Below are 14,263 nucleotides of genomic sequence, written 5' to 3' on the forward strand. Positions count from 1 at the left end.
CAATCCTGACGGTCGGCGGGATCACGCTCGGACTCGAAAATCGTACGCCCGGCTCTGCGCATTCGATTGCGCAGGTTCCAGGTCACCGACTGCTGGGGACCTTGTTCTCTGTCGGACACCCCGGCTGTGGTGGTCGGATGGAGCACGATGCCGTGGCGGGGCGGCAATCGATATGGAAGGAGACAGTCGCGACGTGTGGATCGAGCCGAATCCGGCCAGCGCCGATCCGGAGCCGTCGAGCGGAACCTGTGCGGAGCCGTCGAGCGGAACCTGTGCGGGGCCGGGCGATGTGGTCGATCTCGATCGCGCCGAAGCGATGCGCTTGCTGGCGCACACGCCGTGTGGGCGCGTGGTCTTCACGCGCGACGCCCTTCCCGCGATTCGCCCGGTGCGGCACATCGTGCGGGACGATCGGATCATCGTACTGGTCCGGCTGAGCCGCGGGTCCGCCGAGAAAATCGGCCCGCGGGACCGGATCGTGGTCGCCTACGAGGCGGATGTGCTCGACCCGGACACCCAGACGGGATGGGCGGTGGTCGTGACCGGTCTGGCGCAGCGAATCACCGATCCGGACGTGATCGCGCGGTACGAGCCGATGTTGCGGTCCTGGCTGGATCGTGATGGCGACGGCATCGTCGCCATCGAACCGACGATCGTCAGCGGCATCGCGCTGCGAGCCCCGCAGTAAGCGAACCGGTAACGGTCAGAACGAATTGTGCTGCTCGGTGCGGAGTTTGGACGCGTACACCGCGGCCTGCGTGCGCCGTTCGAACCCCAACTTGGCCAGCAGCCGCGAGACGTAGTTCTTGATGGTCTTCTCCGCCAGGAACATGCGCTCGGCGATCTGCCGGTTGGTCAGACCTTCACCGAGCAGGTTCAGCAGCACGCGTTCCTGATCGGTCAGTGCGGTGAGCGGGCCGTCGCTGCCCTCGCGTAGACGCGTCATCAACGCCGCGGCGGCGCGGTTGTCCAGCAGGGATTTGCCCGAACCGACCTCCTTAATCGCGTGAGCCAACTCCATCCCGCGGATGTCCTTGACGACATAACCGCTGGCCCCGGCCAGGATCGCGTCCATCATGGCCTGTTCGTCGGTGTAAGAGGTGAGGATCAGGCAGCGCAGGCCCTCGATGCGGGAGAGCAGATCGCGGCACAGTTCGATGCCGTTACCGTCGGGCAGGCGGACATCCAGGACTGCCACGTCGGGCCGTAGCGAGGGGATGCGCGCCATCGCCTGCGCCACGTCGCCCGCCTCGCCGACGACAGTCAGCTCGGGGTCGTCCCCGAGCAGGTCGACCAGGCCGCGACGCACGATCTCGTGGTCATCGACGAGGAACACCTTGATCATCGGCGATATCCGTTCTATGTGCGCTGCCCGTGTGGCTACGATAATCCGTTCGCCAGGCCCGCACAGCCCATCTGACCAAGCCGATCGCGATGGCCAGGTGCAGAGCCAGTGCCCAGTAAACCAGGATAGCGCCGTAGTCCGTCGCCCAACCGGGGAACCATGGCACGCATGCGGCCGCAAGCGCGAACATGACCACCGCGGCGGCGAGCGCCAGCCAGGCAGGTGGGTGGCCCTCGGCATCGGGGGCGCTGGCAGGTGGGTGGGCAAAGGGGATGCTGTTCAACCGCGGTCCTGAATGTCGTCGATGGGTGAAAAGGCAGGTCGCACGGACCAGCCTCGTGCGTTTCACCGGCTTCGGGCAGGGCCGGGCGGCTCCCGGCCGGGTGACGAAGGTCCCCGGAAGGCCGATAGTCGGCTCATTCGCTCCCGGCGGTCGGACGCGGTTCGCAGCGGCGGGCAAGTTCGAGCATGCGGGTGCGGTATTCACCCGGCGTCATACGCCCGGCGAGACGCGCGGCCAGCAGCATGTTCTCGGCCGTCAGCGCGGGCCAGACCTGTCTGGGCGATGCCCATTCGATGCTGAGCCGCAGATCGACCACCGCGGCCGGCTGTTCCTGTGGCGCCGGGGGAGTGGGCCGAGCCGGTCGTCGGCGTAGACGCACACGATGTATCCGCCCGGTGATGCGCAATGCGACAACACACCAGGCGACCAGCACGGCCATCGCACACCCGGCGAAGATAACGATGTCCACCCGCATCACCTCGTTCCTCAAGGTTACTGCGAAAAGATGTGCCCGCGAACGGTTTCCGACAGGTGATCGGGAACAGCGACCAACCTGTTGCCGAGGGGGCGTCGCGCGGTTCCGTATCCGAAGGGCGGGATGCCCACTCGCTCGGCAGGCGACCGTCCTGCGACACCTCCGATCGAACGTTCGGCTGACATAAACGTTCGTACTCAGATATTCGAATGTAAGTATCTGGAAACCATCACCCAGGCTCGCCGCAGCGGGGACTGGCAGGCATCGTCCGAAGTGCATGGACAACAGTTTCGACCGCTATAGGAGTCAGGGGAGAGCAGCTGAGGCACCGCCGGGCGGGCAGGGCATCTGGAATCGGAGGCGATCGGTGCACAAGCTGGGCCAACTCTCTGAAATAATATCAATTGGAGTATTGAAATATGCGCATCTACACATGTAGATCAGATCCACTCAACATCGGCAAAACTTCGAACACTCAGGATTCAAGAACGCATAGAGCAGGGAATCCGGTAGTAATCAACGGATATGGCGTGAGTCCCTGGTCAGGCTGGGTGCCGGGTTGAGTCCAGCTCGCTACCGGTCTTCTGGCTGCCCGAGCACCTGGGTCTGGATGCGGTTGCGCCGGTCGATTTCTTCCGGTGTCATCGGGTCGCCAGGGCGGCGGATGCGAGCGGGTTTGGGCCGTGACAGCGGTTGGCGGGGGTTGGCACGTCGAGTTCTTCTCGGAGTGCGGGCACCAGTACGAAGCGCGGGGTGTGGCACTTCACGGCGGTCTTGCCGCTGCGGGTGCGGCAGGCGCTGCCGGCGGGTGCGTCGCAGTTGGGGCAGCCGTGTTGTTCTACCGCTGCGGCGGCCTGCTCGGGGGTCAGCTCCATGGAGGAGGTCTCTCAGAAGTGTCTCGCACAAGGGGCGGGTTTCGAGAGGAGTTTTGCGAATGGTGGTCTGCGGGTTTCGTTGTTGATCCGGGCCTGTCGCAGAACTCTCGCATCCGATCGTTTGTGAGAACCCCGGCCCGTTAGAAGTCGCCGGATTCTTGATCAGGGCTCGGCGATCCTCCCGGCACAGGGGGAGAGACCAGGACTCTGGTGGCAAAGTTCGCCAGCTGCGTCCGGATTTTTTCGCGCGGCATGCGCTCTTGTCCGGCCAGTTGTTCGACGAGGTCGGCTCGGATCATGGCGAGCAGGGCGTGGGCGATGAAGTCGCGGTCAGGCAGGCCGGGGATCTGTTCCAGGACGGCTTGGAGCAGATCGTGCCACCGCACGTAATGCTCGGCCTGGTATGGGCTGCTGCTCCCGCTTTCCTCCAGCGCCAGAGCGAGGCGGCGGTTGTCGAGTTTGAAGCACAGGACGGCGTCGAGCAGGGCGGGTACGCGCTCGTGTGGTGGGGTGGCGGGCCCCAAGGGTGGCGGGCCGGCTTCGACGGCCTGTCTGATCGGTTCGAGTCGTGCCTCGTACAGCGCACGGAGCAGCCCGGCACGGTCGCCGAAGGCCCGGAAGAGTGTGGCCTTCCCGACGCCGGCCGCTGCTGCGACGTCGGCCATGGTGACGTCGTCGGGGCTCTGGCTGCGCGCAAAGAGGGCGTCGGCGGCCGCGAGGACAGCCTCCCGGTTACGGGCAGCATCCTTGCGTGGCTTGCGCTCGGTCATGCGGTTCCTCCAGTTGCAAAAACGGACCCAGGGTCCGTATTGTTAAAGCGGACCCCGGGTCCGGATTATATGAGATGTGTACGAGATGGAGGAACCCCCCATGTCCACACCAACCTCTCCGGCGGATCTCTTCCGCCACAGCCTGAGGCTGCTACTGGACAAGAACATCGCCGCCTGGGTGGGCCTCTGGGACGAGGACGGCATCATGGAGTTCCCCTTCGCCCCTCCGGGCTGGCCCGAGCGGCTGGAGGGCAAGGAGGCCATCGCCGCCTACATGCGCCACTACCCCGATCACATCGACCTGCACGACTTCCCTGACCTGCGAATCCACCAGACCACTGATCCGGGGACCCTCGTGGTCGAGATGCGCGGCATCGGCCGTCTAGTGGAGACCGACGCTCCCTTCGACATGACCTACATCGCCGTCGTCACGGTTCAACACGGGCGCATCGCCTCCTACCGTGACTACTGGAACCCCCTCGCCGTCCTCGAACCCGGCACCGACTTCACCGGGAGTCGCTGATGACCACCACCGGCACCACTCTGGTCATCGGCGCCACCGGCACCACCGGCAGCCGCACCACAGCACAGCTGACGGCCGCCGGTCACCGTGTCAAAGCGGCCAGCCGTCGAGCCACTCCGTTCCCCGGAGCCGAGCCGGTCCTCTTCGACTGGTACGACCCAGCCACCCACACTGGCGCCCTCGACGGCATCGACCGCGTCTACCTCATACCGCCTGTGGGCGAGTCCGACCCGACGGCGGTCATGCTGGCCTTCCTCCAGCGGGCCCGCACCGGGGGCGTGCGTCGCGCGGTGCTGCTGAGCTCCTCGGCCATACCCGAGGGCGGCCCTGCAGTGGGAACAGTGCATCAGGCCCTGCCCGATCTGTTCGAACAGTGGGCGGTGCTGAGGCCCTCGTGGTTCATGCAGAACTTCACCGGCACACACGCACACGCGCACAGCATCCGTGAAGACGGCACCATCTGGACCGCGACCGACACCGGCCGAGTCGGCTTCATCGACGCCGAGGACATCGCCGCCGTCGCCGTCCACGCCCTGACCGACCGGACAGCCCCCAACACCGACCTCGTCCTCACCGGGCCTGAGGCCCTCAGCTACGACGATGTCGCCGCGATCGTCACCGAGGTCACCGGTCGGCCTGTGGCCCACCGCCGTCTGTCCTACGAGCAGTTGCGCGATCGCCTCACGGCGCTGGTTCCGCTGGAGTTCGCCGCCATGCTGGCCGGCATGGACCGTGCCATCGCCGAAGGAGCGGAAGACCGCGTCACCGACACCGTCCAGCGCCTCACCGGTCGGCCCCCGCGCGGCTTCCGCGCCCTTCTCGAGAATGAGATGCCATGAAGCAGTTGATGTTCCCGGACGACCAGCAGTTCTGGTTCGAGACCCTGCGCAATCTCGGCTTGGCCGTCTACGGCGGCTCCGATGTCGGTGAAGTCATCGCCACAGCCGCCCGCGTAACCACTGGCGACTATGACAGCTGGCACGACGCCTGGCTGTCCACCGCCGAGCGCCTGGAGGCCGAGGCCCGCTCGAGCCACCCCGTCAGCGCACGCGACGGACTCCTGCGCGCCTCCACCTACTACCGGGCGGCCGAGTTCTTCCTGCACGGCGACCCCAGTGATCCCCGCATCGACCACGCCTACGAGCGCAGCGTCGCTTGTTTCCGTGATGCCGTCGCCCACATCCCCGGCGTCACCCCCGTGCAGATCCCGTACGAGGACACCGTGTTGCACGGCTACTTCTATCGGACGCCGGGCGAGGGTCCGAAGCCGACACTGGTCATGCACAACGGATTCGACGGCGCCGCCGAGGAACTGCACTTCTTCGGCGCTGCTGGCGGCCAGGAACGCGGGTACCACGTGCTGACCTTCGATGGCCCCGGGCAGCCTGCGGCCATCCACCGCAACGGGCTGACCTTCCGGCCGGACTGGGAGAACGTGATCGGTCCCGTCCTGGACTTCCTCGCCCAGGACCCGAGCATCGATCCAGCCCGCATCGCGCTGCTCGGCGTCAGTCTCGGCGGCTACCTCGCGCCCCGCGCGGCGGCCTATGAGCCGCGCCTGGCCGCCGTCGCCGCTGTCGACGGTGTCTTCGACGCCGTCTCCGCTCTGACCGCGCACCTCCCGCTGCCGCACCAGGAGGTGGTCCAGCGCGCTGCGGCCGACCACGACGAGGAATTGGACCGGATGATCGCCGAGGCCCGTGAGCAGAGTCCGACGCTGCGTTGGGCCTGCGACCACGGCCGCTACGTCACGGGGACCTCGACCGACCGGAAGTTCCTGGCCGAGTACGCCCGCTACAACCTGGGCGATGGAAGCGCGGAAAAGATCACCTGCCCCGTGCTGGTATGCGAGGCGACCGCCGACCTGTTCTACTCCGCCACCGACGAGCCCGACCCGCACAAGCTCTACCGGCACCTCACCGCGCCGAAAAAGCTATTGAGCTTCACCGCAGAGGAAGGCGGCGACGCCCACTGCCACCCGGGCGCACTTCGCCTTGCGGTAGCGCGCATCTTCGACTGGCTCGACGACACGATCTGACCAGTTCGGCCGGGCCACCGCCACCGGCGGTGCCGTCGACACCTTGTCCGGCACGAACCCCAACCACGGCAGCGTGCACAGCGCAACAGCCACACCAAGCCGATCCGCCGGACCCCGGCCCCGGCCCGGCGCAATGAACGCCAAGTCCGATCCGGTCAGCGTGAAGAACCGGTACAACTCCTCGCGGCTGATGTCCGGGAACTCCCGCAGACGCGCCAATTCCTCGTCCGCGAACACCCGCGTCGCCACAAACCCCGACCTCCACCACGCCGACCAGCCATATCGGCGCCAAGCCGAGCACTACCAGCCCAAACGCGCATCCCGAGCGCGAAACCAGCCCGCTATCAACGGATTACGCATATTCGTTGTTTTTTCGGCGATTACTACCGGAACCCCGAGCAGAGTGCGAGGCGATTCCGGGGCGGCGCGGGGTGAAGGTTCGGGGGGAGGCGACTGATCGGAAGGTGGTTCCGACATGGGTGTGGAACAGGGAAGCGCGCGCCGACCATCTAGACGTAACTGTTGATAACAGGTAATCTTCGAATGAGCCCGGTCACGGTCGTCCGGGTGGGATCGCACGGAACGGATACCTCAATGACGCGGCATGTCGACGTACTGATCATCGGCGCGGGTCTTTCGGGAATCGGGATGGCCTGCCATCTCACCCGGGAGGAGACCGGGCGCAGTTACGCCATTCTGGAGCGGCGGACGGCCATCGGCGGGACCTGGGATCTGTTTCGGTATCCGGGGATCCGATCGGATTCGGACATGTACACGTTCGGCTACGGCTTCCGGCCGTGGAACGGGACCAAGGTACTGGCCGATGGGCCGCATATCCGGCAGTACGTGGCCGATACCGCCGCGGAGTACGGGGTGACCGAGCACATTCGGTTCGGTCGTCGTATGACCGAGGCGAGCTGGTCGAGCGAGGCGGGGATCTGGACGGTCACCGCGGTCGACGAGCAGTCCGGCGAGACCGAGATCTATACGAGCGAATTCCTGGTCGGCTGCACGGGGTATTACGACTACGACAAGGGCTACCGGCCGCATTTTCCGGGGGAGGAGACGTTCCGCGGGCCGATCGTGCACCCGCAGCACTGGCCGGAAGATCTGGACTACCGGGGTAAGCGAGTCGTGGTGATCGGTAGCGGCGCGACCGCGATCACCCTGATTCCCGCGATGAGCCAGGATGCGGCGCACGTGACGATGCTGCAGCGTTCGCCGACGTACATCACCGCACTTCCGGCGGAGGACCCGGTGGCGGCGGGGTTCAAAGCGGCGAAGGTGCCCGAGGGGATCGCCTATCGGATCGGCCGGGCGCGCAATATCGCGTTGCAGCGCGCGAGTTTTCAGCTTTCCCGCACGAATCCGACGTTGTCGCGGAAATTGCTGTTGAGCGCGGTGCGGTTGCAGGTCGGTTCCGGCATCGATATGCGGCATTTCAGTCCGACGTACAACCCGTGGGATCAGCGGCTGTGCGTGGTGCCCAACGGTGATCTGTTCAAGGTGCTGCGCGAGGGTCGCGCCTCGATCGTCACCGATCGGATCGAGACCTTCACCGAGACCGGGATTCGGCTCGAGTCGGGGGAGGAACTCGAGGCGGATATCGTCATCAGCGCGACCGGCTTGACGGTGCAGATACTCGGCGGCGCACAACTTGTGATCGACGGTGAGCCGGTGCGGACGCGGGATCTGGTGGCGTACAAGGGCGCATTGCTGGGTGGGGTGCCCAATGCGATGATCGTGCTGGGCTATACGAACGCGTCCTGGACGTTGAAGGCCGATCTGGCCGCCGAATACTTCTGCCGCTTGCTGAATCATATGCGGTCCCATGGTTATTCGACGGTCGTTGCGGTTCCGCGCGAGGGCGATCGCTCCGACGATTCGATGATGGGCGGCGCGCTGACTTCCGGGTATATCCAGCGCGGAGATGCGGTGATGCCGCGGCAGGGTACCAACGGTCCATGGCAGGTGATCAACAACTATTTCCGGGATCGTAAGCTGCTGCGCAAGGGCGCGATCGAGGACGGCGTGCTGGAGTTCGGCCACCGTGCGGCCGTGACGCGTGCGGCCGCGGAGTCACGGTCGGCCTGACCTCGATCGCGCGATCCGGCCTTGCCGGTTCCACCCCTCGAAGTGGGACCGGCGAATGCCTCAGTGCGGCAGTGTGACCGGGTCGTGGCAACTGGTGGGTACGTCGCCGAGGGCGCATCCGGCCGGGGCGCGGGTGGGCCGGTATCCGGAGGGAACGCCGCCGGCGCGGGTGATCGCCGAATAGGCGGGAACGGCGTCGGTGGGCTGCCGGGTCAGTGCCGGGTCGGTGCGCACATCGACGGTGTAGAGGCCGAAACGTGGTGCGTAGCTTCCCCATTCGTAATTGTCGGTGATGCTCCAGTAGTTGTAGCCGATCAGCGGCATGCCGTCGGCCTTGGCGCGTTGCAGCCAGTAGACGGTGTCACGCAGATTGTCCGCGCGGGTGTAGTGGTCCGCGCGGGGTTGTCCGTTGAAGGTGGGCATGCCGTTCTCGACGATGTAGAGGGGTTTGCCGGGGAATCGGCGCGCATAGTATTCCAGCGCGTAGTAGATGCCTTCGGGTTGTAACGGCTGGTTCCAGAGTTTCTGGAAGTCGGCGGGGGACGTGGTGAGTGCCGACTGTGGGCTGTAGCCGTAGTAGTAGTCGATGCCGATGTAGTCGAGTTTGCCGACGATGGCGTCGAGCATAGGGCCGTTGACGACGGGTTCGGCGGTGCCCAGGATATAGGCGATGTTGCTGGTGACCCGTGCGCCGGGCTGACGCTGGTGGATGTGGTCGTAGATGCTGTTGTGCGCCCGGGCGAGCTGCTGTTGCATCAGCGGCACGCGATCCGCGGGCAGGCCGCCGTTGCGGACCTCGTTGACGATGTAGAAGGCGGGTTCGTTGAAGGTGATCCAGAGTGGATTGCGGGATGCGTAGCGGTCCACCACTTTTCGTGCGTTGGCGAGCCACCGGGCGGTCATGTCCGGGTCGGCCCAGCCGCCGCGGTCGGCGGCCCAGCCCGGGTACACCCAGTGGTCGAGGGTGAGCATGGGGCGCATGCCGTGGGCGGCGATAGTGTCCAGGACGCGGTCGTAGAAGGCGAATCCCGCCTCGTGCCGGCCGTCGGGGCGGGGCTGGATGCGGGACCATTCGATGCTGACGCGGTACACGTTCACACCGAGTCGCGCGGCCAGGGCGATGTCGGCGGGGTAGCGGGTGTAGAAGTCGACGGCGTTGCGGTAGGGGTCGTATACGGTGTTCTTCGCGACGTAGCGGGTCCAGTTGCTGTCCGGGGCATGGCCTTCGCATTGGAATCCGGCGCTGGCGACCCCCCAGAGGAAGTCGGGGCCCAGGGGCGGGACCTTCGCCGGGGGTGCGGGGCGCGCCGCCGCGGTGGCCGTCGGTCCGGCCAGGGCGGCTGTGCCCGCGGCGAGGGCGGCCAGGGCGTGGCGTCGGGTGAGCGGGCGCATCGGACTCCTCCACGTCGAGTGGTGCGAATGGTCGAACGCCAGCCGGGACGTTCGGGGTGTTTTGGCCGGACGCTTTCGAGCGCTGGTCATTGTTCGCCGAACATGGGCGCATGTCCAGTTATGGGAGGCTGTCGGTGGCGCGGGCTACCGTGGGTCCATGACCACACATCTGACCCACTGGGGAGCCTTCGAGGCGGTCAGTGATGGCGAGCGGCTGACGCGGGTGCGGCCCTGGCGCGGCGATCCCGAGCCGATGCCGCTGATCGAGAATGTCGCTTCGGCACAACATCATCCGACGCGGATCTCGCAACCGCACGTGCGTCGGGGCTGGCTCGAGCGGGGGCCGGGCGCGCCGGGCCGTGGCGTGGATTCGTATGTGCCGGTGTCGTGGGAGCGGGCGACGGATCTGCTGGCGGACGAATTGCGGCGTGTGTACGGCGAATTCGGGCCCGAGGCGGTCTACGGCGGGTCGTACGGGTGGGCGAGCGCCGGGCGATTCCATCACGCGCAGAGTCAGGTGCACCGATTCCTGAACTGCCTCGGTGGATTCGTGCGGCATGTGAACAGCTACAGCATGGGCACCGCGACGGTGTTGCTGCCGCATGTGCTGAGCAACCTGTATTGGTTGTTGCAACACGGTACTTCGAAGACGGTGTTGGCCGAGCACACGGAGTTGGTCGTCGCGTTCGGCGGGTTGTCGCCGAAGAATGCCGCGGTGACGCCCGGGGGTGTGTCGCGTCATTCCGGCCGCGGTTGGATCGCCGCGGCGCGGGCTCGGGGCTGCCGGTTCGTCTCGATAAGCCCGCTGCGCGACGACATTCCCGCCGAGGCGCGGGCGGAGTGGATCGCGCCGCGACCGGGCACCGACGCGGCGCTGATGCTGGCGCTGGCACAGGTGTTGGATGCCGAGGGTTCGGCCGATACCGATTTCCTGAATCGGTACACGGTCGGATTCGATCGGTTCGCCCGGTATCTGCGGGGCGCCGACGACGGTGTGGTGAAGGATCCGGAGTGGGCGTCGGCCATCACCGGGGTGTCTGCGGGCCGGATTCGTGGGCTCGCGCGGGAGATGGTGGCCGCGCGCACATTCGTCACGGTGAGCTGGTCGTTGCAGCGGGCCGAGCACGGTGAGCAGCCGGTGTGGCTGGGGGTGGTGCTCGCGGCGATGCTCGGGCAGATCGGTACGCCGGGCGGCGGATTCGGGCACGGTTACGGTTCCACCAGCAGTGTCGGAGAGCCTGCCCGGCGGTTGTCGGTACCGCGGCTGGCGCAGGGAGAGAATCCGGTGCAGACCTTCATCCCGGTGGCTCGGGTGGCCGATATGTTGCTCGATCCGGGCGCGGAGTACGACTACGACGGCCGGCGGCTGGTGTATCCGGATATCCGGCTCGTCTACTGGTGCGGCGGCAATCCGTTCCATCACCATCAGAATCTGGCCCGGCTGCGGGAGGCGTTCACCCGCCCGGAAACCATCGTGGTGCACGACCCGTTCTGGACCAGTACCGCCCGTCACGCCGATATCGTGCTGCCCTCGACGATGTCGATCGAGCGGGACGATTACGGGGCGGGTGACAACGATCGGATGTTCTTCCCGATGCCCGCGCTGACTCGTCCGCACGGCCAGGCGCGTGACGATTATTCGATTCTCGCGGATCTGGCCGAAAAGCTCGGTGTCGGTGAGGAATTCGCCGAGGGGCGCACGGCGGTGCAGTGGTTGCGGCACCTGTACGAGCACTGGCGAGCCGAATCGGGAGCGGCCGGTATTCCGGGCTTCGAGGAGTTCTGGGCGGGGGAGGGCATCGAGTTGGAGGTCGCCGAGGCCGAGCAGGTGGTCTTCGCCGATTTCCGGGCCGATCCCGACGCGCATCCGTTGACCACGCCCAGCGGTCGGATCGAGATCTTCTCCGAGACGATCGATGGTTTCGGTTATCCGGACTGTCCGGGGCACCCGGTCTGGATGGAGCCCGTGGAATGGCTGGGAAGTAGTGCGGCGCAGCGGTTTCCGTTGCAGCTGGTCGCGAATCAGCCGCATGCCAAGTTACACAGCCAGCTCGATGTCGGCGCGCACAGTCAGTCGGCGAAGGTGGCGGGGCGCGAACCGGTGCGGTTGCATCCGGACGAGGCCGCCGCGCGGGGCCTGAGCGCGGGTGATGTGGTGCGCATCTTCAACGATCGCGGCAGTTGCCTGGCCGGTCTGGTCGTCTCCGATGTGGTGGGGCCGGGGATCGCGCAGCTGTCCACGGGCGCGTGGTACGACCCGGATCCGGCGGATCCGAGTTTCTGTCGGCACGGCAATCCGAATGTGCTCACCGCGGATCGGCCCTCCTCGATGCTGAGTCAGGGCTGCACAGGGCAGTTGAGTCTGGTGCAGATCGAGGCGTATCGGGATGCGCTGCCGGAGTTGTCGGTGAGCGGTCCGCCTACCACGGTGTGAGTCGCCCGGGTGGCGGCCTGCGCTGCCGCGATGCTGATCTCGTGCTTGAATCACTGAACCGATCGTGAGAGGAGTCCGATGACCTACCGTGCCGATCCCAACCGCTACGACGGGGAAATGCTCTATCGGCGTACGGGCCGCTCGGGCCTGGATCTGCCGGTGCTCTCGCTGGGGTTCTGGCACAACTTCGGTGATGATCGGCCGTTCACGGCGCAACGTGAGATCGCCTTGCGCGCTTTCGATCTGGGGATTACGCATTTCGATCTGGCGAACAACTACGGTCCGCCGTACGGGTCGGCGGAGGTCAATGCCGGGCGGCTGCTGCGGGAGGATCTGGCGGCGTACCGCGATGAGCTGATCGTGTCCACCAAGGCCGGATGGGATATGTGGCCCGGACCGTACGGGCAGGGCGGCGGTTCGCGCAAATATGTGCTGGCCTCGTTGGATCAGTCGTTGTCCCGGCTGGGTCTGGACTACGTCGACATCTTCTATTCGCACCGGTTCGATCCGAGTACGCCGCTGGAGGAGACCGCCGCGGCGTTGGATACCGCGGTCCGGCAGGGGAAAGCGCTGTATGTCGGGATCTCCTCCTACGATGCGCGGCATTCCGAGCGGATGGCGGGCATCCTGCGTGAGCTGGGCACTCCGTTGCTGATTCATCAGCCGTCCTATTCGATGCTCAATCGCTGGATCGAGACCGAGGGGCTGCTGGACACCGCAGCGGCGGAGGGGTTCGGGATCATCGGGTTCACCGCGCTGGCGCAGGGGCTGCTGACCTCCCGGTATCTCGATGGTGTTCCGGCGGGATCGCGTGCGACGCAAGGCAAGTCGTTCCAGAACGAGTTGCTGACCGAGTCGATGCTCGCGCGGTTGCGCGCGCTGGCGGAGATCGCGTCCCGGCGCGGTCAGGACCTGGCACAACTGGCGCTGGTATGGGCGTTGCGCGATCCGCGGGTGACCTCCTTGGTGATCGGGGCGTCCTCGGTCGGTCAGCTCGAGCAGAACGTGGCGGCATTGGGCAACCGGGAACTGAGTCCGCAGGAGCTCGTCGAGATCGATACGCTGCTGGACCAGGACGGTGCGGTCGACCTGTGGCGTGACGCGCGCTCGGGAACGTTGTGACTCAGCGCCGCCTGCGGCGCCGGTGATCCGGCACCGCGCGCGGATCAATCCGGCGAACCGCGTCGTGAAGCAGGGCGCGCTCAGACTGATGATGCTCGCGCCCAGGTGATCTGCTCGATGCTATGCCTGTCTCGGCTGGTGCCGGCTGAGACCAGCTCACCAGCCGTGTGGGCGGCGACCCCGAAAGCCGTCATCGACGTGACCTCCCAGTGCGACGGCACAGCAAATTCAGCGGCCACTGCTTCCCTGTCGAAGGCACGGAACTGATGCGCGTCCAGACCGATCGCGAGTCCTTGCACCGTCATATGGGCGACCGCCTGGCCGAGGTCATAGTGAGCAAACTCGGAATACTCCCAGTCCGGCGTGCCCGAAATGTGGATTTGCGCAAGGTTGATCACCAGAAGCGATGCGGCAGGTGCCCAGGCCGAAGAGCTGCGGGCCAGATGAGGAACGATTCGAGAGTGCACGTCGTCGCCCCTCAGTCCCACCACGAACATCCACGGCTGGGAATTCCCGGCCGACGGCGCTTTCCGTGCCGCGTCGAGCAACGTATCGAGTTGAGCGGGACCGACCACAGCGGACGGATCGAACCGGACAGGGCTGAATCTCCGAGCCAGTGCGGGGTGGAGCTCAGGGCGGGAAGACGTCTGACAAATAGTCACGAAGATACTTTCCGGCATCGGACTCCCCGCGCCAAGACAGGCCAGCGATGTCGGGCCTCATCGACGCCGAACTCGCCGCGCTCGGCCCCACCGGATATCGACGGCTGCGCGGCCGCGACACACGGTTCCGACGGCGGTATCGCGAGCAGCGCAATGCGCTGTTCGAGCGGGGACTCGGGAACTATCGCGGTCAGTGCGTGGAGGTCAGGGATGAGGCGGGTCCGGGCGGTTGTACAGCAAAGCGTGAGCG

The 14,263-nt window shown here is 66.2% G+C and carries 14 protein-coding genes and 1 pseudogene; 7 read left to right on the top strand and 8 right to left on the bottom strand.

The genetic code is table 11. The features are described 5' to 3' along the window. Window positions 1–172 precede the first annotated feature (172 nt). Window positions 173–688, top strand: coding sequence for a pyridoxamine 5'-phosphate oxidase family protein (locus NV1_RS20210; protein WP_084525555.1), 516 nt, complete (start codon window positions 173–175; stop codon window positions 686–688). 15 nt (window positions 689–703) lie between these two features. Here the strand turns inward: NV1_RS20210 and NV1_RS20215 are convergent, their stop codons facing one another. From NV1_RS20215 to NV1_RS20225, 5 genes are all read right to left on the bottom strand, one after another. Beyond that, the gene (locus tag NV1_RS20215; protein ID WP_067893547.1) at window positions 704–1,345 is read right to left on the bottom strand and encodes a response regulator; all 642 of its coding nucleotides are present in this window, start codon (window positions 1,343–1,345) and stop codon (window positions 704–706) included. Next, entirely contained in the window at window positions 1,320–1,628 is a 309-nt protein-coding gene (locus tag NV1_RS44590) for a hypothetical protein (RefSeq protein WP_169813361.1), read from the bottom strand. The genes NV1_RS20215 and NV1_RS44590 overlap by 26 nt, the downstream gene beginning before the upstream one ends. A 133-nt stretch (window positions 1,629–1,761) precedes the next feature. Then, entirely contained in the window at window positions 1,762–2,097 is a 336-nt protein-coding gene (locus tag NV1_RS20220) for a hypothetical protein (RefSeq protein WP_157117171.1), read from the bottom strand. 647 nt (window positions 2,098–2,744) lie between these two features. Next, entirely contained in the window at window positions 2,745–2,978 is a 234-nt protein-coding gene (locus NV1_RS42250; RefSeq protein WP_174557460.1) for a zinc finger domain-containing protein, read from the bottom strand. Window positions 2,979–3,118: 140 nt separating this feature from the next. Further along, a complete protein-coding gene (locus tag NV1_RS20225; RefSeq protein ID WP_067893552.1) occupies window positions 3,119–3,748 on the bottom strand; it encodes a TetR/AcrR family transcriptional regulator in 630 nt (209 codons plus the stop codon). 100 nt (window positions 3,749–3,848) lie between these two features. On the opposite strand from NV1_RS20225, the gene NV1_RS20230 reads away from it, so the two are divergent. From NV1_RS20230 to NV1_RS20240, 3 genes are read left to right on the top strand one after another with little or no spacing between them, the layout of a single operon-like run. Continuing rightward, window positions 3,849–4,271, top strand: coding sequence for a nuclear transport factor 2 family protein (locus NV1_RS20230; protein ID WP_067893865.1), 423 nt, complete (start codon window positions 3,849–3,851; stop codon window positions 4,269–4,271). After that, complete coding sequence (locus tag NV1_RS20235) at window positions 4,271–5,110, top strand: NmrA family NAD(P)-binding protein (RefSeq protein ID WP_067893553.1); 840 nt, start codon at window positions 4,271–4,273, stop codon at window positions 5,108–5,110. The genes NV1_RS20230 and NV1_RS20235 overlap by 1 nt, the downstream gene beginning before the upstream one ends. Next, a complete protein-coding gene (locus NV1_RS20240; RefSeq protein ID WP_067893555.1) occupies window positions 5,107–6,309 on the top strand; it encodes an alpha/beta hydrolase family protein in 1,203 nt (400 codons plus the stop codon). The genes NV1_RS20235 and NV1_RS20240 overlap by 4 nt, the downstream gene beginning before the upstream one ends. 9 nt (window positions 6,310–6,318) lie before the next feature. Here the strand turns inward: NV1_RS20240 and NV1_RS42255 are convergent. Beyond that, window positions 6,319–6,558, bottom strand: a pseudogene (locus NV1_RS42255) (DUF4158 domain-containing protein); the annotation flags it as partial. A 345-nt stretch (window positions 6,559–6,903) separates the two neighbouring features. Here NV1_RS42255 and NV1_RS20245 point away from each other — a divergent pair. After that, on the top strand, window positions 6,904–8,403 hold the full coding sequence (locus tag NV1_RS20245) for a flavin-containing monooxygenase (RefSeq protein ID WP_067893867.1): 1,500 nt from the start codon (window positions 6,904–6,906) through the stop codon (window positions 8,401–8,403). Between the two features lie 60 nt (window positions 8,404–8,463). On the opposite strand, the gene NV1_RS20250 is transcribed toward NV1_RS20245, so the two are convergent. After that, window positions 8,464–9,795: a family 1 glycosylhydrolase gene (locus NV1_RS20250; RefSeq protein WP_067893557.1), complete on the bottom strand. Its 1,332-nt coding sequence runs from the start codon at window positions 9,793–9,795 to the stop codon at window positions 8,464–8,466. Window positions 9,796–9,952: 157 nt separating this feature from the next. Between NV1_RS20250 and NV1_RS20255 the strand changes: the two genes are divergently transcribed. Both NV1_RS20255 and mgrA read left to right on the top strand, forming a co-directional pair. Further along, a complete protein-coding gene (locus NV1_RS20255) occupies window positions 9,953–12,229 on the top strand; it encodes a molybdopterin guanine dinucleotide-containing S/N-oxide reductase (protein WP_067893559.1) in 2,277 nt (758 codons plus the stop codon). A 78-nt stretch (window positions 12,230–12,307) separates the two neighbouring features. Beyond that, the gene (gene mgrA / locus NV1_RS20260; protein ID WP_067893561.1) at window positions 12,308–13,351 is read left to right on the top strand and encodes an L-glyceraldehyde 3-phosphate reductase; all 1,044 of its coding nucleotides are present in this window, start codon (window positions 12,308–12,310) and stop codon (window positions 13,349–13,351) included. A gap of 80 nt (window positions 13,352–13,431) precedes the next feature. On the opposite strand, the gene NV1_RS20265 is transcribed toward mgrA, so the two are convergent. Then, window positions 13,432–14,031: a nitroreductase family protein gene (locus tag NV1_RS20265; protein ID WP_067893563.1), complete on the bottom strand. Its 600-nt coding sequence runs from the start codon at window positions 14,029–14,031 to the stop codon at window positions 13,432–13,434. Between the last annotated feature and the right edge of the window lie 232 nt (window positions 14,032–14,263).

The sequence above is a fragment of the Nocardia vaccinii NBRC 15922 genome (assembly GCF_001613305.1).
Classification (GTDB): domain Bacteria; phylum Actinomycetota; class Actinomycetes; order Mycobacteriales; family Mycobacteriaceae; genus Nocardia; species Nocardia vaccinii.

Coding starts and splice junctions, on each gene's coding strand:
- NV1_RS20215 (WP_067893547.1), bottom strand. CDS start 1,345: ATGATCAAGGTGTTCCTCGTCGATGACCACGAGATCGTGCGTCGCGGC.
- NV1_RS20235 (WP_067893553.1), top strand. CDS start 4,271: ATGACCACCACCGGCACCACTCTGGTCATCGGCGCCACCGGCACCACC.
- NV1_RS20255 (WP_067893559.1), top strand. CDS start 9,953: ATGACCACACATCTGACCCACTGGGGAGCCTTCGAGGCGGTCAGTGAT.
- NV1_RS20240 (WP_067893555.1), top strand. CDS start 5,107: ATGAAGCAGTTGATGTTCCCGGACGACCAGCAGTTCTGGTTCGAGACC.
- NV1_RS20230 (WP_067893865.1), top strand. CDS start 3,849: ATGTCCACACCAACCTCTCCGGCGGATCTCTTCCGCCACAGCCTGAGG.
- NV1_RS20265 (WP_067893563.1), bottom strand. CDS start 14,031: ATGCCGGAAAGTATCTTCGTGACTATTTGTCAGACGTCTTCCCGCCCT.
- NV1_RS20210 (WP_084525555.1), top strand. CDS start 173: ATGGAAGGAGACAGTCGCGACGTGTGGATCGAGCCGAATCCGGCCAGC.
- NV1_RS20225 (WP_067893552.1), bottom strand. CDS start 3,748: ATGACCGAGCGCAAGCCACGCAAGGATGCTGCCCGTAACCGGGAGGCT.
- NV1_RS42250 (WP_174557460.1), bottom strand. CDS start 2,978: ATGGAGCTGACCCCCGAGCAGGCCGCCGCAGCGGTAGAACAACACGGC.
- mgrA (WP_067893561.1), top strand. CDS start 12,308: ATGACCTACCGTGCCGATCCCAACCGCTACGACGGGGAAATGCTCTAT.
- NV1_RS20245 (WP_067893867.1), top strand. CDS start 6,904: ATGACGCGGCATGTCGACGTACTGATCATCGGCGCGGGTCTTTCGGGA.
- NV1_RS20250 (WP_067893557.1), bottom strand. CDS start 9,795: ATGCGCCCGCTCACCCGACGCCACGCCCTGGCCGCCCTCGCCGCGGGC.